Source organism: Hungatella sp. L36 (assembly GCF_014288035.1).
Genome location: NZ_JACOPC010000004.1, coordinates 29,248 through 52,508, shown reverse-complemented (window position 1 = coordinate 52,508; position 23,261 = coordinate 29,248). Strand labels below are relative to the sequence as shown.

At 50.7% G+C, this 23,261-nt stretch carries 15 protein-coding genes; 1 reads left to right on the top strand and 14 read right to left on the bottom strand.

Annotated features, from left to right (window positions below):
- The first annotated feature begins 12 nt into the window (after positions 1 to 12).
- A complete protein-coding gene (locus H8S80_RS11890) occupies positions 13 to 1,137 on the top strand; it encodes a glycoside hydrolase family 88/105 protein (RefSeq protein ID WP_117633228.1) in 1,125 nt (374 codons plus the stop codon).
- A 358-nt stretch (positions 1,138 to 1,495) separates the two neighbouring features.
- On the opposite strand, the gene H8S80_RS11885 is transcribed toward H8S80_RS11890, so the two are convergent.
- From H8S80_RS11885 to H8S80_RS11820, 14 genes are all read right to left on the bottom strand, one after another.
- Positions 1,496 to 3,025: a response regulator transcription factor gene (locus H8S80_RS11885; RefSeq protein ID WP_117633227.1), complete on the bottom strand. Its 1,530-nt coding sequence runs from the start codon at positions 3,023 to 3,025 to the stop codon at positions 1,496 to 1,498.
- Positions 3,022 to 4,707: a sensor histidine kinase gene (locus H8S80_RS11880; protein ID WP_117633244.1), complete on the bottom strand. Its 1,686-nt coding sequence runs from the start codon at positions 4,705 to 4,707 to the stop codon at positions 3,022 to 3,024. Before H8S80_RS11880 ends, H8S80_RS11885 begins: the two co-directional genes overlap by 4 nt.
- Positions 4,708 to 4,736: 29 nt before the next feature.
- Positions 4,737 to 5,807, bottom strand: a complete 1,071-nt coding sequence (locus H8S80_RS11875) for a Gfo/Idh/MocA family protein (RefSeq protein ID WP_117633226.1) — start codon at positions 5,805 to 5,807, stop codon at positions 4,737 to 4,739.
- A gap of 20 nt (positions 5,808 to 5,827) precedes the next feature.
- Positions 5,828 to 6,724, bottom strand: a complete 897-nt coding sequence (locus tag H8S80_RS11870; RefSeq protein WP_117633225.1) for a Gfo/Idh/MocA family protein — start codon at positions 6,722 to 6,724, stop codon at positions 5,828 to 5,830.
- Between the two features lies 1 nt (position 6,725).
- Positions 6,726 to 7,826, bottom strand: coding sequence for a Gfo/Idh/MocA family protein (locus tag H8S80_RS11865; protein ID WP_117633224.1), 1,101 nt, complete (start codon positions 7,824 to 7,826; stop codon positions 6,726 to 6,728).
- Between the two features lie 68 nt (positions 7,827 to 7,894).
- Positions 7,895 to 8,734, bottom strand: a complete 840-nt coding sequence (locus tag H8S80_RS11860) for a carbohydrate ABC transporter permease (RefSeq protein ID WP_002602067.1) — start codon at positions 8,732 to 8,734, stop codon at positions 7,895 to 7,897.
- Entirely contained in the window at positions 8,734 to 9,669 is a 936-nt protein-coding gene (locus H8S80_RS11855; RefSeq protein WP_002602068.1) for a carbohydrate ABC transporter permease, read from the bottom strand. The genes H8S80_RS11860 and H8S80_RS11855 overlap by 1 nt, the downstream gene beginning before the upstream one ends.
- A 21-nt stretch (positions 9,670 to 9,690) precedes the next feature.
- Positions 9,691 to 11,160 (bottom strand): ABC transporter substrate-binding protein, encoded by a 1,470-nt coding sequence (locus H8S80_RS11850; RefSeq protein WP_117633223.1) that lies wholly within the window; start codon positions 11,158 to 11,160, stop codon positions 9,691 to 9,693.
- Positions 11,161 to 11,383: 223 nt separating this feature from the next.
- The gene (locus tag H8S80_RS11845) at positions 11,384 to 13,432 is read right to left on the bottom strand and encodes a GGDEF/HDGYP domain-containing response regulator (protein WP_002602070.1); all 2,049 of its coding nucleotides are present in this window, start codon (positions 13,430 to 13,432) and stop codon (positions 11,384 to 11,386) included.
- A 30-nt stretch (positions 13,433 to 13,462) separates the two neighbouring features.
- Positions 13,463 to 13,819: an Hpt domain-containing protein gene (locus H8S80_RS11840; RefSeq protein WP_002602071.1), complete on the bottom strand. Its 357-nt coding sequence runs from the start codon at positions 13,817 to 13,819 to the stop codon at positions 13,463 to 13,465.
- A 213-nt stretch (positions 13,820 to 14,032) separates the two neighbouring features.
- Entirely contained in the window at positions 14,033 to 19,822 is a 5,790-nt protein-coding gene (locus H8S80_RS11835) for a bacterial Ig-like domain-containing protein (protein WP_117633222.1), read from the bottom strand.
- Between the two features lie 54 nt (positions 19,823 to 19,876).
- Complete coding sequence (locus H8S80_RS11830) at positions 19,877 to 20,728, bottom strand: carbohydrate ABC transporter permease (RefSeq protein ID WP_117633221.1); 852 nt, start codon at positions 20,726 to 20,728, stop codon at positions 19,877 to 19,879.
- A gap of 3 nt (positions 20,729 to 20,731) precedes the next feature.
- Positions 20,732 to 21,625: a carbohydrate ABC transporter permease gene (locus tag H8S80_RS11825; RefSeq protein ID WP_025532069.1), complete on the bottom strand. Its 894-nt coding sequence runs from the start codon at positions 21,623 to 21,625 to the stop codon at positions 20,732 to 20,734.
- A gap of 102 nt (positions 21,626 to 21,727) precedes the next feature.
- A complete protein-coding gene (locus H8S80_RS11820) occupies positions 21,728 to 23,113 on the bottom strand; it encodes an ABC transporter substrate-binding protein (protein WP_243008002.1) in 1,386 nt (461 codons plus the stop codon).
- Positions 23,114 to 23,261 lie beyond the last annotated feature (148 nt).

Below are 23,261 nucleotides of genomic sequence, written 5' to 3'. Positions count from 1 at the left end.
AGTCTCCTACTCATGCAGGAACTGAAAAAAGAAGAAATCACCCGAAAGCTTGACCTGGTCGTAAATAAGCTCTTAACGCTCGGCGGCCCTGAAAATGAAACAGAACTGGAGAACGGGGGTGAAAGCATCGGCTTCTTCCGCCGTGATTTCGGAATCAGCGAATGGGACTGGCCGCAGGGCGTCGGCCTATACGGTCTCTACAAGATCATGATGGTTGAAAAAAAGGACGAATACCGCAAGTTCTTATGCAGCTGGTTTAAAAGCAACATGGCCGAGGGGCTTCCGTCCCGCAACATCAACACCACCACTCCGCTGCTGACGCTGGTACAGCTAAACGAAATCTGCCCCGATCCGGAATTTGAGTCTCTCTGCTTAAGCTGGGCCGACTGGCTGATGCGCTGCCTCCCCCGCACGGAGGAAGGCGGCTTCCAGCACGTGACCAGCGCCAACGGCGACCGCCTGGGCGTCCGTTTAAATGAAAATGAAATGTGGATCGACACCCTGTTCATGACCGTTCTCTTCTTAAACCGAATGGGCCAGAAATACAACCGCCAGGACTGGATCAGCGAGTCCATCCACCAGGTACTCTTACATATCAAATACTTATACGACAAGAAAACCGGTCTTTTCTACCACGGCTGGACGTTCAATACGCGCGATAATTTCGGAGGCGTCTTCTGGTGCCGCGGCAACAGCTGGTTTACCGCGGGGATTCTGGAGTATCTGGAGATGTTTAAGGGCAGCCTGGATGCGGGCGTCCGGGAATTTATTGTAAACACTTATAAGAGCCAGGTCCGTGCGTTAAAGAAGCTGCAGAGCCAGTCAGGATTGTGGCATACCGTACTCGATGATCCGGCCAGCTACGAGGAGGTCTCCGGCTCCGCCGCCATCACCGCGGGGATCTTAAAGGGAATCAAGCTTGGTATCCTCGATGATTCCTATCTGGACTGTGCCTGGAAGGGCGTCCGGGCCGTCATGAATAATATCGATGAGGAAGGCACCGTGCTGAACGTGTCAGGCGGCACCGGGATGGGGGCTGACAGGGAACACTACAAAAAGATATTGATTGCGCCGATGGCCTATGGACAGTCACTTACGATTTTGGCTTTGATTCAGGCGTTAGATAATTTAAAATGATATTTTGTAATATCCCCGGCAACTGGTTTCCAATCATTTCAAGTTGACTGTGCCGGTATGCAGCCTGCTGTGGAGCCTGACCGTGGGTTATGCGTCAACCACAAACGGATAGATTCTTTGGAGTCGAATAAAAACGCTCAAATTAGGGCCTTGCTTTAGCGGGGTCCTATATTTTTCTACAGGATATTTTACATGAACAGGCAATCATATGGACAAATCAGCAAAGGTATACAATATGAAAATTTAGTAACCTTCCCGGACAACTCTGAAAAAAGAACGACTGCATATCAAGCCACAAACATCCACAGTTTATATAATCGTCTCACCTTTTCCTAAAATAAATCAAATAACAAAGCTTCTATTTCACATTCCCCATCGCCCTCTTATACTCGCTCGGCGTGCATCCGCAGCAGGAACGGAAGACCTGGCTGAAGTAGTGAGGATTTTCACCGAAGCCGGTGGCTTCGCACAGCTCATAGACCTTGATGTCGGGCCTTTCTGCGATCAGTTTTTTAGCGCGGTCCATGCGTAAGTCCATGACGTACCGTGTAAATGCAATTCCGGTTTCTTTCTTGAAGAGCTTGCCGAAATAGTCCGGGTGGATGAAGAGAACCGTTCCGGCTACTGCGGCGATAGAGAGTCCCTCGTCGCTTAAATGATCGTGTACATACAGCATGGCCTTCTGCACGGTACTGCTGAAGCTGGCCTGGTTCTTCTCTGACCTGTCAGTCTCCCACTGTGTTAAAAGCTGGCGAAGCATGGCCGCCAGACCGTTAAAGTCGGTGCGGGCACTCGTCATTAAGAGCCTGACAATTCCGGTTTCCCGAACGTGTTCATTCGTGTATTTGGCCAGAAGAAGATAGAGTCTGGCACAGTAGGTCCTTGTTTCTTCCGGAGACTTGTTTAAGCGCCTCAGGTCGTATATCACATCTTCCATCTCTGTCAGAGCCAGCTCCGCATTTCCGTCCTTTACGGCTTCTTCCAGTGCGTTAAAGCAGGGCTCCCCTTCTGCGGATTTCGTTTCTTCTTCGGATAAGATACAGAACTTGTCGTAGTAGAAACGGTATGAGGAAATTCTGGTCAGGAGGCTGTAGCGGTCTGCGAGACAATCCCCGGAGGTAACCGGAATCCAGGATACAGAAAACGGGTATTCGTTTTTATCACTCCATTCCCGGATTCCCGACAGGAGACGGCCAAAATCAATTGTTTCCTGATTTACCGCAAATACAACGTGGCCCATAAACAGCGTGACGACTGCCCTGCTGTCCCGGCGGGGTCCCAGGACGATCTGTTTTATGTTTTCCAGGAGTATATTGAGACCTCCCAGATTTTCTTCCTCCCTCTCGCAGGGAATACACTCCGCCAAGATATAACCGGAGCCCAGAAGCCGGTCAAGACGGCCGTTGTCCGGCCCCCCCAGCAAGCCATTTTCCAGCTGCTGGGCATTGGCATCCCGGATCGTCTGTTTTACAGTCCCGCGCAGCATCTCTTCCTGCTGCCGGGCTTCCTTTTTTTCTTCTATCTCATGAAAAATCCTGGTGATTGTATCGCTTAAATCCAACTGGGAAATGGGCTTTAACAGATAATCAGAAACACCGTAATGGATAGCCTCCTTTGCATAGGCGAAAGAATCATAGCCGGACAGAACCACTGTCGGTATGTCCGGGTACACTTTTCTCATCTGAGAGATAAATTCCAGGCCGTCCATTTCCGGCATGCGGATGTCTGTAATGATCAGGTCAAACCGGTACTGCTCCATTAATTCCAAAGCCTGCAGGCCCGTCATGGCGGGCACAGGCTCAATATCCAGAGAAAGCCAGATCGGCAGTCTCATAATTCCATTTACTATGATGCGTTCATCGTCTACAATCAGCGCCCGGTATTTCAACTGCTTTCACCTCCTGGCTGGCAGATACACAGCGTAATCCATGTTCCCCGCCCTTTTTTTGAATAAATCTTTAACCCGCTGCCGGTTCCTCCCAGCATCTGAATCCGATCCTCGATATTTAACAGGCCGATTCCCGTATTGTCAGGCACCCGCCGCTCTCTGATCTGTGCCAGGATCTGTTCCGGAATCCCCGGTCCGTTATCCCAAATGCAGAGAATCAGGCGGTTTCCCTTCCTTTTGGCCCTGATTTCGATCAGACACGGCTTCATGGTAACCTCAGCCGCGTATTTCACCGAATTTTCCAGAATCGGCTGAAGAGAGAGCTTGGGAATCTTCATATCCATACACTCTTCCGGGATGGTGAACGCCACTTCCAGCCGTTCCTCCAGCCGTATTTTCTGAATCGTTACATAGCACGATAAAAGTGTCAGTTCTTCCCTCAGCGGGATTAAGTACTGCTGTTGCTTCGTCGCTTCACGGAAGAGAGTCGCCAGAGACTGAACCATACTGGATATCTCAGGCCGCCCGCTGTCCATGGCCAGCCAGTTAATGGCATCCAGCGTATTATAAAGGAAATGGGGATTGATCTGCGCCTGGAGGACCTTGATCTGGTACTCCTTCTCCTTGATTGTCCTTAAGTAATTGTCTTCCACCAGCCGGCCGATTTCTCCCGTCATAAGGTTGAAGTTAGCCGCCAGTTCCTCGAATTCCATAATATCCGTATCCAAAAGGTCTCTGTCAATCTGTACCGAAAAATCCCCTTCCTCCACCGCTTTCATTTTCTTGCTCAAAAATGCGATAGGAGCCGTTATGTGATGAACCACACGGGCCGTCGCCAGAAATGACGCAATTAATATGAATAAAATAGCCGCTGTAAAGAATATCATCAGCGTGTTCGTCGATGTCATCATCTCTTTGTATCTCTCATACCCCAGATACGTAATCCCGGGAAATTCAGACTCCCCCTCGGTCCTGAAATACCGTCCGGAGCCTCCATTTTTTTCTTTTCTCACAGAATCCAGCAGCTCCGGGCTGTCAAAGATTCGCTTGTCTCCCGCGTAAATGAGATTTTCATGGTAAAAAATTACGATATTGCCCTTTGCAAGGCTTCCCTGCCTGCTCTCCGCCATCATCTTATCCAGATTCACACGGATCAGTATCATGCCCAGCGGGCGGTGTCCCCCAAACGGCGTGTCATAGAGTTCCCGGCCATAGAGCAGTTCCTGGCCATTCCCCCGTTCCAGCCACACCGGCTCCGTTCTGGAAGAGCGTTCCTCCATGAGAAGCCTGATTTTCTCCTGCTCCTCCTCTGTCAGGTTGTAGTCCAGGCTTCCCGTCGCGTACTGGCGTCCCTCTAAGTCTGTTACAATAATGGAGACTGCGTCATTTGCCACCAGCGATCCGGTAATCAGACGGTAATACAAATCATCTACCAGTGCGTAGCGGTCCTCCCTCTCCTGGTTTACCGCCCGCAGCGCCTCCTTCACCGTCTTGTCATTCATGATGTTAAAAGCGATGTTTTCGACAAAATGAAGCGTGTTTTCTATATTCGAAAAGGAGGCTTCAAATACATTAGAAGTCTCCGTCTCCATATCCTGGCGGTAGATGCGCTGTGACAGAATCACGCCGGCCCCCGCGATCAGAAAAAATATTATAATATCAATCCACACGAGCTGCATCATCTTATGATGCAGCCCTCTTTCCTTCTCCTTTATGACTTCCTCCCTCTGACACAGCATCCCATCTGCGCAATCATAACCGAATGAACCGCCGATGATCCGTCAAATAAATCTTTTTTGTCTTCCGGTATCTCTCCCCCGCTTACCACATGAAGAAACAGCTCCAGCTCCTCCCGCAGAGAGACCAGAATATACTCCGGAGGCCGTTCCTCCGGGGATCCGTAGGAGATACCGCCGTCGGTTCGGGCAAACAGCTCGCAGATCGCCCTCGCGCTCTTCTCATCCTCAAACAGCGGAAACTGCGTCTCCCCCGCATCACTGATCACACGGACTTCGGCACGCTTAAAATCGATCACCGCTCCCGCTTTCGTGCCGTTAATACGGATAAAATGGTTTCCCACCCGGAAACCCGAGCCATACTGAAGCGTTGCGAATGCATTTCCGTTAAAGCTGGCGGTCAGCAGGAGCACATCGTCCTCATCTCCGAACTCTGCCCCGCGGTGCCCTAAGTTTCCTCCCACCGCATACATCTCCGTAGGCACTCCCATGATCCACTGCATAATATCAATCTCATGAATATGATGGAATAGATGGCCTCCGGATTTCTCCTGCATCTTCTTCCAGCTCACTTCCGCCTTTTTCTGCTCCCATCCGGTACGTTCGATATGCATGGTGAGTATATCACCGAAAAAGCCATCCTGAATCATCGCCTTAACTCTGGCAATTCCCTGGTAAAAATGCATGATGTGACCCACCATCAGCGTTACCTCTGCCTTCCGGCACGCTTCCACCATCTCTGCGGCATCCTCTGCGTTCAGTGCAAACGGCTTCTCACAGAAAATGTGCTTTCCCGCTCCGGCCGCCGCCAGTACATGCTGATGATGCAGATAGTTCGGCGTGGCAATGATCACGGCGTCGATATCCGCATTTTCCATGATCTCATCGACAGAGGAAGCCCGTGGGCAGCCCAGCTCCCGGCTTAACCGCTCCGAACTTTTTCCGGGACTGTAAACCGCCGCCAGTTGGACGTCCTCCCTCTCCTTTATGGCTCTGGCAAATTCTGCCCCGAAATAGCCGCAGCCCAAAACACCTATTCGTATCATCTATTTTATCTCTCCTTAATTTATAATACCACTTCCCGCCCGGTCGTGAGGCTCTCACCTGCGGCCTCCAGAAAACGGACCACCTCTGTCATCTCCTGCCTCGTAACGGGACTCTGTCCGGTATCGAACATCCGGATAATCTGTTCCACCAGACACTCATAATACCCTCTCTTGTCCTGGGATACATCGATAAACACACTGCCGGATTCATGGAATATGGTTCCTCCGAAGTTGCCGTTTCCACATCGGTTTCCCCGGATATTTCCGATTCTCCCATCCTTCCAGACTCCGGTGATGATATCATGCTCACTGGTATGGATGACGGAAACCTTGCTGCATCCCGTCCCCATGGTCCTGTAAAGCATGTCCGCCATGTGGACCCCATACCAGAAATACCCCGGCTGCGTAGCGGTAAACGGCATGGGGCCGAAGAAATCGGCTCCAATCACAGAATGCCACTCACACTGCTTCAGTGCGGCTGTAAGGCCGTCCGCAAAGCGGAGAGAGGAAGTAGATAAAACCGGTACTCCATACTGTTCCGCCAGCTTGAACATCTCTCTGCAGTCCACCGTATTTAACGCAAACGGTTTATCGACATAGATTGGCTTCCCAAAGCAGACCATCTCCTGAAACTGCTCCAGCCGCCTTCTTGCGTCGACCTGTTCCAGAAAGACCGCATCTGAATTTTTCATCACCTCTGCGATGGATGAATATAATTTTACTCCCCAATCGCCGGCAACTTTCCTGGTAAAGTTCTCCATCCGGTCCCGACTCATATCAAAATCCTGTGATACAGGGCCCGGATACGCTGCGGTCACCGGATGACCTCCAATATGAAACGGCTCCCTCTCCCCATTCAGGATTCTTGAAAACTGAACCGCATGGGAAGAATCCAGCCCTATGATTCCCAGCTTCATGCTATCTCGCCTCCAGTCTGACCGGCAGTCCCACGGCCATGGACTCCCTGGCCCCGTCCAGTACCTTTACACAGTTTAAGGCTGCGCTTCCGTCCAGCAGGGTCTCACAGCCAGGAACTGCGTTCCCGGTTCTGACTGCCTCATCAAAACACATCAGTTCCTTATAAAATATGGTGCGCATCCAGGAAGAGGTCTTCATTCCCGGCTTACCAAATCCCTTCCCCGCGTCCGTTCTGTTTTTTCGATACCCGTTCCTGCGTTCCTCATCCTCCGCCTCATTTTCCTGCATGGGATACAGCGTCTCCCCCCGGTCATTTTCCAGGCGGACAAAGGAATTTTTAAAATCCATCAGAATTCCACCCGTCTTTCCCTGAAGCTTTACAAAGTGATCTCCCAGGCGGAATGCGGAACCGATTGTCAGGGATGCAAAACCGCCTCCCTGGAGCTCCATATTCAGAAATATGGCATCCTCCTCATCACCGCAGCCATCTCCGTGATGGACCAGATTCTTCCCTTTTGCATATACCGAAACCGGAAGACCGGCCAGCTGGCAGATTAAATCCACCTCATGCATGTGGTGGTACAGATGACCTCCGGAGATTTCCTTCGTCTGTTTCCAGCCTATGGTTTTCTGAGGCCCCGCCCAGTCCGTATGAACGGCCTCAATCATAAGCAGCTCTCCGATCTCTTCCGCGGCCAGCAGCGCCTTCGCCGTCTGGACGCCCCTGATAAAATTGGTTGTATGCGCGGCAAAAAAATGTACCCCCGCCTTCTCCGCCGCATCAAGCATCTCTTTCGTATCTTTTAAACTCAATGCCACAGGTTTTTCACAGAACACATGCTTTCCGGCCTCTGCCGCAAGGATGGCAGGAGTCACATGGCTGTTATTGGGAGTCGTGATGATTACGGCCTCCACTTCCCTGTTGCTGCACAACTCCTCGATTGTCGGGGCCGCATAAGCCCCCGTGTCCCGCACAAACGCCTTCGAGCGCTCATAATCCAGATCAAAGGCCGCTGCCAGCCGCGCCCCCGGCAGTCCCGCAAGATTATCCGCGTGGATGCCACCCGCATATCCGCATCCGATGATTCCATATCCAGCCATTTCCTTCTCCTCTCTCCAGTACCGCCGGACCTAAATACGTACTGCATTTAAGTCCGGCGGCACTAGCTTTATTTGTCTGCCCCCGCGGTAAGCCCCCCTACAATGCTCTTCTGTATAATCGAGAAAAACACAATCGACGGAATGACGACCAGAACTGACGCCGCCATCATATCTCCCCACTGAAGCGTCTCCATACCGCCCTTCAGGGAGTAAAGGCCCACGGAAACGGTCTGCTTATCCCCGCTGCTGATAATCAGAAGGGAGTATAAGAATTCATTCCACGCGTTGATAAATGCAAATATAGCCGTAGCTACCAGCCCGGGCGCCACCAGCGGAAGCGCGATGTGGAGAAATACCCCCGGCCTCCGGAGTCCGTCTATCAGGGCCGCCTCCTCGATATCCTTCGGCACCGTCCGGAAGTAGCTGACCAGCAGGTAGGTGCAGAAGGGGACGGTAAATGACATATAAGCCATTAATAATCCCGGCAGCGTATTGGCAAGCCCCAGATTCGACACCAGGATAAAGTAAGGAATTGCCAGCAGAATCGGCGGAAACATATAGGTCATCACAATCACTCTCGTCAGAATCTTCTGTTTCCTGCCCCCAAACCGCGTAATCGCATAGGCGGCCAGAGAGGAGATCGTCATGCCCAGCACCGTGGACAGCGACGAGTAGAGAAGACTGTTCCTCACGTATATCAGAAAGTCCGTCTTATGAAGCAGATCCTTAAACCAATACAGCGAAAACCGTTCCGGCAGAAGGGCCGCCGTGTTGCTGACAATCTCAAACTGTCCCTTAAAAGAGGCAAATATCACGATAACGAGCGGTCCTCCCGCCAGCAGTACCGCGGCGGTAAGAATCACATAGGACAGTATGGTCCATCCGTTTTTATGCAGTCTCGCTCTCATCACGCCACCTCCTCTTCCCAGTGGTCCAATATCTTAAAATAGATCAGACAGGCCGCCGTCAAAAACAGCAGCAGCAGAATGGTCACAGCCGAAGACCTTCCCAGGGAATACAGGGTCCACCCCATGCGGTAGGCAAAGATCGGCACCGTTTCCGTGGAGGTTCCCGGACCTCCCCCTGTCAGGAGGAATATCAGGTCAAAGCTGTTAAAAATCCAGATTGTCCTCAGAATAATGAGCAGTCCCACTACGACTCTCACAAACGGCAGCGTAATAAATCGAAATCTCTGAAACGGGCTGGCGCCGTCAATCTGGGCCGCTTCGTATAAATCTCTGGATATCGTCTGCAGGCTCGCCAGAATATTAATGGCAAACAGGGGGACTCCAAACCACACATTGATCAGGCTCACTGTCAGCATGGCGATCTTCGGGTTGGCCAGAAACTGAATCGGCTGTGCGATCAGATTCCAATGCAGCAGTTTGGCATTGACGATCCCGTATAGATCATTTAAGAGATAGGACCATGTAAAGGTAACGATAATCATGGGAAATGCCCACGGGATCAGCACCAGCGTCCGGAACATCCCTTTGAACCGGTTGATTTTATGAAGTGACAGAGCCACTATAAATCCGAAAAACAGCTGCAGAGACAGTGAAATTACGGTGTATACAAGGGTGTTCCACAGCGCGTGGTAAAACTCCGGATTCTGCAGAACCGACACGTAATTGTTAAACCCGACGAACTTAACCGCTTTTCCCAGCAGGCTCTTATTGGTAAAACTGTAATACACACTGATACATATCGGATATGCCAGCAGCAGTATGGTCACGAGAAATGCCGGAGTAATGAAAACCCCGCACATATGGCGGTCCACAAAATCCGCTATCCGGTCCCCGACACTCTTTCCGGCGTTTTGCCGATCCCGGTATTGCCTCATAAAATTCCTCCTGTAATGCTATTATTCCATTAAGATCTCAATCGCCGCGTTCAGCTTGTCATTCGCTTTCTTCGCAGCCTCCTCCGCCGGAGTCCCGTTCAGCACGATATCCTGCAGACATTCCTCAATAATGCCCTGACTGGTCAGCGCCGAGGCCGCAGGCGTAAGGCCATAGTCCATACCGATAAAGGTTCCCTTCTCAATCCCTTCCTGGATGTACTCAATCTCTGTCTTGAATTTCTGGATAGTCTCATCATCATAGAATTCTGCTGAGTTCGCAGCTTCCGCCGTCGCCGGCAGCTGTCCGCCCGGAATCAGATGCAGGAAATCAATATAGCGTTCCTTTTCAAAATGGAACTTTATGAAGTCATATACCGTTTCCGGGTACTTCGTCTGATTCCATCCCATCAGACCAATGACAAATGTGGTAGCTCCAAGATTTTCCCCATCCGGTCCCGTAAACGGAACCGCTGCTATCTTATCCAGAAGCTCCGGTGAATTCTGTTTGACTCCATTGATATGGAAGCCCGATCCAAATGCAAACGTCGATTTTCCCTGGAAGAATACGTCATTCTGCTCGGAGAGCCCATAGTTTACGGAGCCTTCCGGAGAGCCTGCCTTATAGAGGTCCGCCATCAGCTGGATTGCCTTTACCACCTTCGGATCGGTTAAATTCCCCTTATTATTTTCTGTAATTAACGGAGCTCCCTCCGCCTTTGCAAAGCAGCTGAGAAGCTGTGCGCACATCTGGTCGTTTTTAGACATGGCAATGGTAAATCCATATCTGTTCGGCGGATCCGCCACCGCGGTCACCGTGCTTAACAGCTCATCCCAGTTTTTCGGCACAGGCAGATTTTTTTCCTCCAATACGTCCTTGCGGTACCACATGACATAGGAATGAAGGTAATAGGGAATCCCCAGAACCGTGTCCCCATCCGTAAAGTTCTCCAGTGGTTTTCCGAGGAAATAGTCCTCTCCCAGCGCATCGATCAAAGGGTTCATGGGCAGCACCGCCCCCGCCTGATTAATTGCAAATAAGTTGTCCGGATTTACGCTGCTGACATCCGGAAGCGCTCCGGCCGCCAGCCCCGCCGTCCATTTCTGCGTAAATACATTCCATGGATACACCTCTACATTGATGGTCACATTTGGATGTTCCTTCATGTACTCGGCTACCATCTCGTCGATATAGTCTTTGCGTGCTCCCTCTGTAAATGTGTGCCAGTATGTAATCGTCTTTTTCGTTCCATCATCGGTAATGGCTGCCATGGGGTCTGCGGTCTCACTCTCCTGTACCTCCTGCCCCTTGCCTGCGTCCGCACGTTCCGCCGCTGTACCTCCCGCTGCCGTACCTTCCGCTGCTGTACCTTCCGCCACACTTTCCGCCGCCGGCGCCCCGGTCGCTTTCTGCCCGTTTCCGCTGCCGCACCCCGTCATTACTGTTGTCGCCGCAAGTGCTGCCGCCACAATCAGAGCTATTCTTTTTTTCATAATCGCCTTTATCCTTTCTTTTCATTTGGGAAGCTTCCTCATCTGTTTCTATTTTAACAGACACTCTTTCTCAAGTTAATTCAAAAATCAGACATAAATGGTAAAATATCCGAAATACCAGAGAGTTTTTATATCATAAAAACATCGTTCTCATGAAATAAAAAAGCGGAACCTCCGGTATCTCTCCGGAAATTCCACTCTCCTCGCCTGGCTCACAGCTTCCTCAATTATCCATCGGCGAAAGCACAGATAAAAAGCCCTGAATTGTCTTGTCATACAGGCAGAACTGGTTCCTGCCATTCTTCTTTGCTGAATAGAGCGCCTGATCGGCGCAGTGGAACAGCACTTCGTAATCCACTCCATTCTCCGGACAGCGCGCCACTCCCATGCTGACAGAGATTTGGAAGCCCTGGAAGGAATCGGTCAGGGAACGGAAGATACGCTCGATCTGAGGCATCACATTGTCACGGTATTCCACGAAAATCAGGAATTCATCGCCTCCGACTCTGGCTGCGACATCATCCCTCCGGATATTCTGCCGCATCTTCTGGGAGATGTACTTTAACACCTCATCCCCGAAGATATGACCGTGCTGGTCATTGGCAAACTTAAAGTAATCCACATCAATCAGGATCATGGCATACTCTTTATTCTCGCGCTGGACTATCATATTCTCTATCATTTCCTTGGCCGCCTTGTGATTATAGAGGCCGGTAAGAGAATCCTGGGAGGCCAGGCGCTTTAAATTGGTGAGTTCCATCTGTTCCTCGTGAATATCGATAAATTTACCGATCGTCCCGGAATATAAGGTATCCTCGTCGGAATCCCAGATCGTGCGCGCCACAACCTTGAACCACCTCGGTTTTCCCTCGATGACAACCTGATAGCTTCCGCTGAACACCGGCCCTCCCGGAGTGGTCGCACGAAGCTGTTTCTTTAAGTCCGCAAAATCACTTTTATTAAATACCCCTGCAAGTTCTTCATTGTGCTCCGGATGAGCGATCAGCTCCGGAATCCCCAGATATTTCGCTCCCCACTCAGATACTTCCAGAAGGTCCGAATGGATATTGTATTCAAACTGAACCTCCTGCGACATGGAGGCGAAGAAACGGTACTTAATCCGCTCCTGCTCCAGAAGCATCAGCGTCCGGTTCGACGCACGCAGTTCATTATGGGACTTCAGTTCGGACGCAATTCCCTCCATCTCAATGTCTGACATCCCGTCCAGGGAGTGTAAATCAAGCTCCTTCAGAATGCGGTCCCCCACCTCCACGAGGCATTCCAGCAAGAGCGGGTTAAATGCCCCGCACTCCCCGTTTAAGATCATCTCCATCGCCTTTTCGTGGCTGTAGGCCGACTTGTATACACGTTCGCTGGTGAGCGCATCATAGACGTCTGCCACTGAGACAACCTGGGCCGCAATGGGGATTTCATCCCCCTTAAGCCCGTCCGGATACCCGTTTCCGTCATACCGTTCGTGGTGCCAGCGGCAGATATCATGGGCCACCTGGATCAGCTTTTCCGTCTGACGGTTCGGCGCATTTTTCAGGATCTGCGCTCCGACGGCAGAATGGGTCTTCATGATCTCAAATTCCTCCGGTGTCAGACGGCCGGGTTTATTCAGAATCTCCTCAGGGATGGAGATCTTTCCGATATCGTGCAGAGCCGACGCATTGACGATCAGAGCGATATCCGACAGCGACAGGTGGATCTCATTGGTCTTCTCCAGCAGCTTCTTTAAGAGCATCTCCGTGATCACGCGGATATGCAGCACATGGAGCCCGCTCTCTCCGTTACGGAACTCGACGATGTTGCTCAGGATCTCGACCATCAGGAAATTATTCTTCTCCTTATCGATGATCTGCTCCGTCACCATGCCTTCCAGAATCTTCTGCTTCGTATAGAGCATGAGCATGTTGCTCACACGGCGCAGCACCGTCTTCTCATCAAATGGGCGGCTGATATAATCGGCCGCTCCCAGGTCATAAGCGTGTTCAATATAACTGGAGGACGTCTCCGCCGAAATCGTAATGACAGGAATGCTCTGAATCCATCCGTTTCTGTTCATAATCGCCAGGACCTCGAATCCATCCATCTCCGGCATCACGATGTCCAGAAGAATCAGCGAAAGATCGGCGTGGTACTGGTTCAGCAGGGAAACTGCCTCCACACCGTTGGACGCTTCCATAATATCATACTCGACAGACAGTATGTCCGCCAAAAGGGAGCGGTTGATCTCCGCATCATCCACTATTAAAATTTTATTCTTCATTTATCTTTTTTCCTCGCGTATCTGGCGCAATTAATCGTTCTTCAGCATTTGAATCGCCTGAACCGTGTGACTGTAATCGTCTTTCACCCGTTCAAAGAGAGGTCCTGCCTCTTCGCTCCAGCCGCCGGCCCGCAGAGACTCGGTCAGCGCACTGCTGGACTCGGCAAGTCTGGTAATCGACAGATTCAGGCAGATCCCCTTCAGCGTATGGGCCGCTCGGAAAGCCGCCTCATAATCACTCTCCTCCACCGCCTTAACCAGCCCGGCAAAGCTTTCATCACCGGGAAACTTCAGCAGAAAACGTGCGACTCTTTCTTCATTCGCCAGACGGCGAAGAACTTCCTCATAATCGGCGCCTATCGCCTCGTAACATTCCTTTACCGTCATCGAAATATCCTCCTGATCCTGTAACCTTAAGTCTTTCTAACTGTTATGATAAAGCGCTTCTCACCATTTGTCAATGAAGGAACCTTCATTCCTCATTTATTTACTGATTTCACAGATAACATCGAAGAAACAAACATTTTTACGGGTAAGACGCGCAGGAAAATAAAAGCTCCCGGGAAGTATCCGCTTCCCGGGAGTCCATGTTCCTATCTCTTAATCAGGGCGCCAGACGCCGTCTTCTCCGATCCGGTATCCGACCGTTACCACAGTGTCTTTAGCCATACTGCCGTCGCTGTTTAAATAATACCAGTTTCCATTCCACTGAACCCATTGGTCTGCGGCCATCGCTCCCCCGCTTTGCAAGAAGTACCACGTTCCCCGGTCCAGTATCCAGGCATCAGCCGCCATGGCGCCATCTGCCCCCAGATAATACCAGTGGTTCTGATCGAGTACCCAGCCGACTGCCATGTATCCCTGATCGCCGAAATAATACCATTTTTCATTGATACGGGCCCAATCTGATTTCACAAAACCGCCGTCCAGTGTCTCAAACCACCAGCCATTCTCATTCTGTTTCCAGCTTCCCTTTACCGTATCGGGCAAAACCGACCGGACCACCGGACTTCCGCTGCTGCCATGACTTCCGCTGCCATTATCACCGCCTCCGTCGTCATTGTCGCCGTTGCCATCATCATTGCCGTCGTCATTGTCGCCGTTGTCATCATCTCCGGAGCCGTCATCCTCCGCCTTTACCGTAACGGTAAATTTTGCTGTCTTTCCTTTATAGGATACCGTAATTGTTTTAATTCCAGCCGTCGCTGCGTCGAATCCGGCCAGTCCATACTCCGTGACGGCAGCCTTCGTTCCGTCTTCATAGACAGCAGTTACCACCAACCCGGAGGCGTCAAACGCCTCATGAATCCGGTACTCTGTTTTTTTCGGCTGAGCCGTAATTTCGATTCCGGTTAAATCGGCCTCTTTGGGATTGGCAATTACAAATGTACTGAAGCTTCTCACGAAAAAGCGCAGGAAGCCGCCGCTGATCTCCGGATCAATCACTTCAATACTGCCATCATCCAATACGTGATAGATGATGAGATCAGCCTTATCGATCCCCTCCGGGATCTTTAAGGTCATATAAAGCGGGATATCCGGCTGAAGCTCTTCTCCATTCACCAGAAGCTTGATTTCCATTGCCGCCGCTGCTTTGGTCTCCGGGATGTCTTCCGGAAGCTTCGTTCCCGTAATCCGGGAAACGATCGTAAGATTCCCCTGGCCAAGCGGAGCATTCAGGAGCGCTCCGGCCACCTCCGCACCTTCCGTCAGCTTTGAATCGCCCTCGGCTCGTATCGTGATACCGGGATATGCATTTTTAAGCAGTGCCTCGAGTTCTACCATACGGTCGGCCATCTCTTTTGTCAGTACCGTATGTTCCGCTCCCATTACATCAAGGAACACTTCCTTAGCCGCATCGGCGGCCGCGGCCTTTTCCTCTTCCGTCACATAGGCCACGTTCTCTTTGTTTAATATCTCCCTGGCCCCGGCCACCGACTGCTCCAGAACCGCGTTCTTTAATATATCTTCGCGGTTTGTTACCGTAACCGTCACACCGGTTGTAAACGTCCTGTCTTCCCCGTCTTTATCCGTTCCCTCATGACTGACCGATATCTTTCTGGTTCCGGTTTTGGTCAGCTCATCTGCATCATAATCGTAATCTGTAATGGTTTCTTTATAATAGACGGCGTTGCTCCCGCTGGCCTTCATGGTCCGTTTTACTTCCATACCCTCCGGATCAAAGGCGCTCCCCGTCTCATAGACCGTCTTCTTCGGCTGCTTTGTCACCGTAATTCCCGTCTCGTAATAGTCCAGTTTCTCATCATAGACGGTTACCGCCACGCGGTCCTCCAGATACCGTTCCTCTCCCTCGCTGTCGGTCCAGGTATAGCGTATCGCCACCTTCGTGTCACCCGGCTCTGCAAAATCACCGATGGCGTCGTATTCCCCATCATCCAGAATTCTGACCTCCGCCGGTGCCGCATTGCTCGCCGTGGCTTTCATGAGAAGGCGCACTTCCATGCCATCCGGCTGGAACGCTTCTCCGGTTCCATATACAGTCTGTTCCGGCGGTTTCACCACCTTAATGCTCTGAGGTTCCATGGTATCCCGGTCGTAAACGGCAATATCAAAGGCGGCTTCCAGCGTCATGCCGTCTTCCGTCACATAAGTAACCGTTACCGGAACGGTTCCCGTCTCCGACGTATCCGGCATACTTACCGCAAACTCGGCCGCGTCAAGCACGCGCACCCGCTCTCCTTCACAATAGGCTCCGACCGTCAGTCCTTCGAAATCAGGTTCTTCCCCTCTCTCATAGACAGTTTTTACAGGCAGCGTATCGATCCTGATTCCGTCAATCACACAATCTCTCGTAACAGTGACAGTATAATCCGCAAAGCTGGTTCCGTCCGCCGATGCGACTCCGATCTCTATGACATTAACACCTGGCTTTAACGGAATCACCGGATCCGTCACGTACTGGTTATTAACCTTGATTGTCACCTCATTGCTCGCCTGAACCGTCTCATACTGCAGTGTCACACGGCGCACGTCTGACGGCACTTCTCCTTCGTATTCCATTGTATTAAAATCAAATTCAGGAGTTAAAGTGACGCCCTCCATGGCAAGACTCGTTAAATAGGCCAGTCCGGCTGCATCCTCTTTCACCAGATTCAGCTGATAGCTCTCCTCTGTCTCCCCATCCTCGGCCAGAACGGTTATGCGGAGCGAATCACCAGATCCGGATACCGGCACGGTAACCGCGTCCTTTGTAGCATCCTGATCTCCAACCGTAATCTTTCTGGCGAAAATGCTGCTGGCAGCCGGCTGTACCTTCACCTCACTGCTGCCGGAAGGGATTTCCAGCTCATAGATATTGCCGCCCTTCCACTCCGCCTCATTTCCATCCACGCGGATTCCTGAGATGCCCGCGTCATCGTAATCCATGGCAGGCCCGGTACAAACCTTAAAATAGTCAATCAGTAAGTCTCCAACATTTGATCCGCTGGAGAAAAACTCAAACCGGTCAATATTTTTTCCCTGTGTCCGCAGCGGCTGGCCGGCCAGCTTCGGAACATTCATGTCGTTTACATAAAAATCAAAGGTGTTGGTATCCAGGTTAATAACATTCCTGATAATATCCCATTCGTTCTTTGTATACCCCTGAACATTTACTGTGTTCGAAGAGCCCTTCTTATTATGGGTGACAATATTTCCTTTCGTTAGCGCGAAGGTGCCGATTGCATTGGAACTGCCCGTCGGATCTCCCGTTTTGAAATCCGCTTTGTTAAAGGAATACATACCAAACTGATTGGCAGACGCAGACTCCGCTGTCCGCTTCACTCTTGCCTCCACCGTAATAATTCCGCTTAGATCATACTCTTTTTTTGTATAAGCATAGAGGCTGTAGGTGCCGGTTTTCGCCATCTCCAGATATTTGTTGCCATTCCCCTCTGCCTTAATCTGCAAAGATGCCTTAGACGCATCTGCAGCGGAGATATCGGAAACCTTCCATATATTGTTTCCGCTGCTGCTGTTTGTAAATGCTCCCGCATCATACTGATCGAATAAGTCTGCAATGAGATACGTCGTTTTCCCGATCTCCTTGGAAAGAATCAGATTCACTTCCGCAGCGGCGGCTGGCATTACCCTCACCTCTTCTGCGGCAGCCGTCGTGTACCCCTCTTTCGAAGCCGTCACCACATATCCGGTTCCGATCTTCACATCCGTCATCTCGTAGCAGCCGTCATTTCCGGTTTTGGCAGTAAATACCAGATCTCCCAGCGATGCGGTCACGGTAACGCCCTGAAGAGGACCGGATGAGTTTGATACGCAGCCTTTTACACTGCCCACGTCAGACAGACTCTCCCCCAGCCTCAGCTGGACTCTCGTCACCGCCTTCTCCTCCACCATGATATCCGGTGTCTCTCCATCCAGATAAATCTCTTTGGATATCACCGCCGTATACGATCCCGGCTTCACCCCCGCTATGGCGAAGAATCCCTGCTCATCCGTCACTGCGGCGTAATCCGTATCCTTTAACTTTACTGCGGCTCCCTTCATGATATTTCCGTAGGGGTCTTCCACATATCCGTTTAAGATTCCGCTGCCCGCTTCCCCCTGATACTCGAAGATTCCCATATCCGGTTCCCCGTTAAACAGGGGAGCTCCGGCAAAGTCACTCCCCGGGTTCGCCGAAATAGACAGAAGCGGATCATCCTCTATCTGGGTTCCTGCATTCAGAAGAGGCGATTCCGGTTTCAGACGCAGCTTGAGAAGCTCCGCCGCCCCATCATCTTCGTCTCCTGTCAGTCCGCCTTCAAACATCGGATCACCGCATACCGCACGGGTCTCCTGCTCCGGCGCCTGCACTCCCTTTCCATAATAGCAGTTGCTGTCATAGGAGGTAGAAGGCCCCTCGCCGATTCCAACGCTGGTTGTGGTCTTAGCAGTATTGTAGAATATATTATTGTTGATGTAGTGCATATTTCCCGATTTATTTAAATAAACACCATTGCCCCCTGATGACTCAATAAACGGCAGATTGGACTTCTCAATTGTATTATAAAGGATGTTGTTGTAGACATAATTGACACCCTTGTCCCCATGTGGATTGATATACCGTTTCTGTGCATCCTTAATTACATTGTAGCGGACCACGGAGGTTCCAAAGATAAAACCGCAGAGAAGGATCCCGTCTCCCGTATCATGGATGTAGTTGTACTGAATCAGAATATTGGTGGACGCCTTATCGGGATCTATGGCATTGGAATCCGCACCCCCGGCTTTTACTCTGGTCTTGTAGACTTCATTCCTCTGTACGGTTACTCCATCCGCGTAGTACATCTCTATGCCGCACGTCCCGGCTTCCTTGGATATATTTCCCTCCACAACGGCGCCCTGCACGCTGGTCAGATAGATGGTGTTGCAGGCATAGTCGGAATTTTCCTGGCTTAAATAGTTGTCGCGTATGGTGACGTCCGTATGCGGCTTCCAGTTTTCACAGTAATAATTATTTGCGGCATTGCCTTTCCCCTCTTCTCTCGACGCCCAGTGTTCTCCGCCGGTATCGGCGCCCTTCCACTGCTTGACAATAATGCCGCCGAAGGAATTGTTATTGACTACGTTCCGCTCAATCGTAATATCGTGAAAAACCGTCGGCTGGTCTGTAGCCGGTTCCAACACCTCGAACAGGATTCCGCCCGTTCGCTTCGACTTATCCCATCCCTGTTTCCCCAGAATTCCCGGCTTTCCATTGTTGTCACCGCTGATCCAGGCACATACGCCGGTCACGTCATGAACGTATAAATCGTGCAAATAGTAATTGTATAAGTCGCCTCCGTCCTGACCGGCAATGCGTATGCCCCTGACATCCTTTAACTTATTTCCATTCTGGTCGTTCATGGCGCCGGTGAATCCGGCTGCCGTATTGGTAATCTCCAGATCTGAAAGCTCCCAGTACTGCTGATTATAGAGCGATACCACTTCGGGAACTGCTGCATTTCCAGCCAGCTTCGGTTTCTCCCCCTCCCCATAGGCGCCGATGACGATCGGATTTCCCTCCTCACCGGACCCCTTCGGGGAAAGCGTCTCCTCTTCCCATACGCTTCCGGCCTTCAGCAATATCCGGTCTCCCGGCTGAAAGGTTCTGTTATTCACCATTTCAAGGCTCTTCCACGGCTTGTCTTCCGAGGTTCCCTCATTTTCATCATTTCCGGCCTCAGAATCGAGATAATAGGAAATGCCTGTTCCCGCTTCTTCTCCATAGTCCCTGGATACAAGAGCCCTTCCTCCTGTGACCAGGCGTTCACCATAAGCCTTCATCTCCCTGTTTCCCGCCAGATCCACGACCTCACTGCCATCGTATGCGGCCATCTTACCTGCCGCCGCTGCCGGAACCGGGAACAGCGTGCTGAATGCCACGGCTCCCGATACTATACATGCTGTCATTCTGGTCTTCCATCGTGATAAGCTGTACAATTTGTTATCCCCCTTTTATTTTATTTATCCCTTAATCCCATCCATGGCAATCCCATCCACCAGATACCTCTGGAAAATAATAAAGAACACCACGATTGGAATCAGTGAAACCACTGACATTGCAAACAAACCGCCATAGTTGTTGTAAGAGTTCGGGTCTAAATACATATTGAGCGCAAGCGGAATCGTATATTTCGTCGATGAGCTCATGAAGATCAGCGGCTGGAAGAAATCCTGCCAGATCCAGTAAAATGCAAAAATAGAAGAAGTGATAATGGCCGGCCGCACAATCGGAATCAGCACCCTGACGAGTGTCTGAATCTTGCCGCATCCATCAATTTCCGCCGCCTCATCCAGCTCTTTCGGAATCCCCTGGAAGAACTGAACCATCAGGAAGATAAAAAACGCTCCTCCGAAGCACCACGGCAGGATCAGGGCCACCCGCGTATCGATTAAATGGATTTTCTTCAAAATAATATACTGCGGAACCACCATAACCTGTGCCGGTATCATCATTGTCATCATCACACATCCAAACCAGAAATTGGAGAACCGGAATTTCAGTCTGGAAAATGTATAGGCTGCCAGCAGTGAGGAGAGCACGCATGTGATGGTCCCCACAACCGTTACCACCATGGAGTTCATGAAAAACGTGCTGAAAGCCACGCCGCCGATTCCCGCAAATCCGCTGGCATAGTTCTTTGCCGCATCCCAGACTTCAGGGAGCAGGGAATAGGTATTGGTAAACATTGTTTCGTTGCTCTTAAAGGAGCTGGCCAGCAGCCACAGGAGCGGGTAGATCATAAAGAATCCCAGTATACACGCCCCGGCGTGAAAAATCACTGAACTCAACTGTCTTTTTCTCTTCATTCCCATGATTTATTCCCTCCCGGCTTCATAGTAAACCCAGCTTTTCTGAGTCTTAAACAGGATTACGGTAAATACGGAGACAATCGCCACCAGCACCCACGCCAGTGCACAGCTGTATCCCATATCAAAATACGTAAACGCACGGCGGTACAGGTACAGGACGTACGATAAGGTGCTGTCCAACGGTCCGCCATCCGTGATGACGTAGCTCTCGGTAAACACACGGAAACCATTAATAATCTGAAGAATCAGATTGAAGAAAATGGTCGGCGTCAGCATCGGAATCGTAATCTTCCAGAAGGTCACGAAGCCGTTCGCGCCGTCCACCTTTGCCGATTCATAGAGCGAGCCCGGAATCTGCTTCAGCGCGGATAAAAAGATCAGCATGGAAGAGCCAAACTGCCAGACCCCCATAAGAATAATAACGTACAGCGCCGTCTTCGGATTACCTATGAGGGACGTCTTCTGCGCGATGCCAAAGACACCCAGCAGCGTCATGATAACGCCCTTGTTTCCGAAAATCTGTTTCCATACCACCGACACTGCGATGCTGCCGCCGATGATGGATGGAATATAGTAAAGCGTCCGGTAGAGTCCCAGTCCCTTGTGCTTCTTGTTTAACAGCATTGCCACAAACAGCGCAAACGCCAGACGCAGAGGCACTAAGAGCAGCACGTATAAAAAGGTCACTTTTAACGCCTTATAAAAGGTCTTATCCTGTGTAAACGCCCGCACATAATTGGCGGCCCCGATAAACTGCGGATCGTTCAGAAGATTGAAATCCGTAAAAGAATAGTAGATGGAGATACACATGGGAATCAGCCACATCCCGATGAAGCCTACCAGCCAGGGGGCAAGCAGCAGATACGCCACTTTATTGTCTTTATATCTTTTCTTTATCAAAATAGTCACCTCAGTCTTTTAAAAAGGGACTGTCACAATGTCTTGTGCAATCCCTTTGTCTTCATTTCCTGAAACGTGTCTGAAAATGTTTTCTTCCACGCCTTAGTTATTTCTCACCAGTATGGCATTTGCCTCCTCACGGAAGGTCTTAGCAGCCTCTTCCGCTGAAACCTGGCCGTAGAATGCGCTGTAAGCCGCGTTCTTAAAGGCTTTATTGATCTCGGACATACCGATCGGGTCCGGAGCAGGCGTCTCGCCGCAGATATCGGCAGTGATATCTAAATAGTTAAACATTTCTTCCTGCTGCGGAGACAATTTGCCTGTGGATTTCATGTGTTCTCTGACCGCGGATGATGCCGGAGTTCCTCTTTCCCCCATCATGATATCGTTGGCCTCCTCAGAGTTTACAAACCAGTTGATGAACTCAGCCGCCTCTTTTTTATGCGCTGATGTTTCGGATATGGTCAGGAACATACCTGGTTTATTCCAGAGGCCTTTATATTCGGTGTTATCAGATAATGGCAGAGAAGTAATCTTCAGCTTATCGTTTACGGATGCCACCTTATTGGCATAGTTGTTCCACTCGATCATGGTAGCGCCTTCGCCCGTCACTACCGGTCCTGCTTCCTGTCCCAGTGTCTGGATTGCCGCATACTCATCCGGATTCGGAATTGCGCCTGCTGCCATCAGCTCCGACCACATATTCAAATAGTCGATACAAACCTGGTCGTCGTCATAACCGAGGGATTTCTGATCATCACTGAATAGAGAAGCTCCATGCTGTCTCACCCAGTAATTAAACAGGTTGGTATCATCTACAGGGCCGGTCGCTGACCCCAGCTTTCCTGTCTTATCCTTCACGGTCTTGCATAAGTCAATAAAGTCACTCCAGGTCCAATCCATGGAAGGAACCGCCACACCGGCCTCCTCCAGCACTAAAGGATTATACCCCATTGCGAGAAGAGAGCTGGAATACACGAGTCCGACTGTCTTTCCGCCGATCTCACCGGACTTCATCAGGTTTTCATCGATACTGGAGGTATCGATGGTGCCGTCTTCTATATATGGCGTCAGATCCGCGATGGAACTGTTCTTTGCATAGGTACTGATATAGAGATAGTCCATCTGGACGATATCCGGCATGGCTCCTGCTGCCGCCTGAGTCGCCAGCTTGTCAAAGTATCCATCCCAGCCGGAGGGAACCGCTTCAAATTTTACATTCGGGTGAAGCTCCGTATACTTATCCAGAAGCTGCTGTGTCAGTTCGTGTCTCGTCTGCCCGCCCCACCAGGTAAACTTAAGTGTTACATCTTCACCATCGGAGGAAGCTGCTGCGGTCGTGCCTCCTGTAGATGTGCCTCCTGTGGCTGCGGCCTGCGTCGTACCAGCCGCGCTGTCTTTCGTCTTATCCGTGCTTTTGCATCCCGTTGCCGACAGTACCATCATTCCAGCGAGCCCCAGCGCCAGTAAACGTTTCATTTTTCTCATAACCATTTCTCCTTGATCTGTATTTTTAACTCTCAAAGTTTCGGTGCGCACCTTGTTTATGCTGTTATTCTACATGATTTGAAACAAATTAAAAATGGAAAAAGCCGTCATCCCAATTGAAAAAAGCCGACTTTCTCCCATGCGAAAA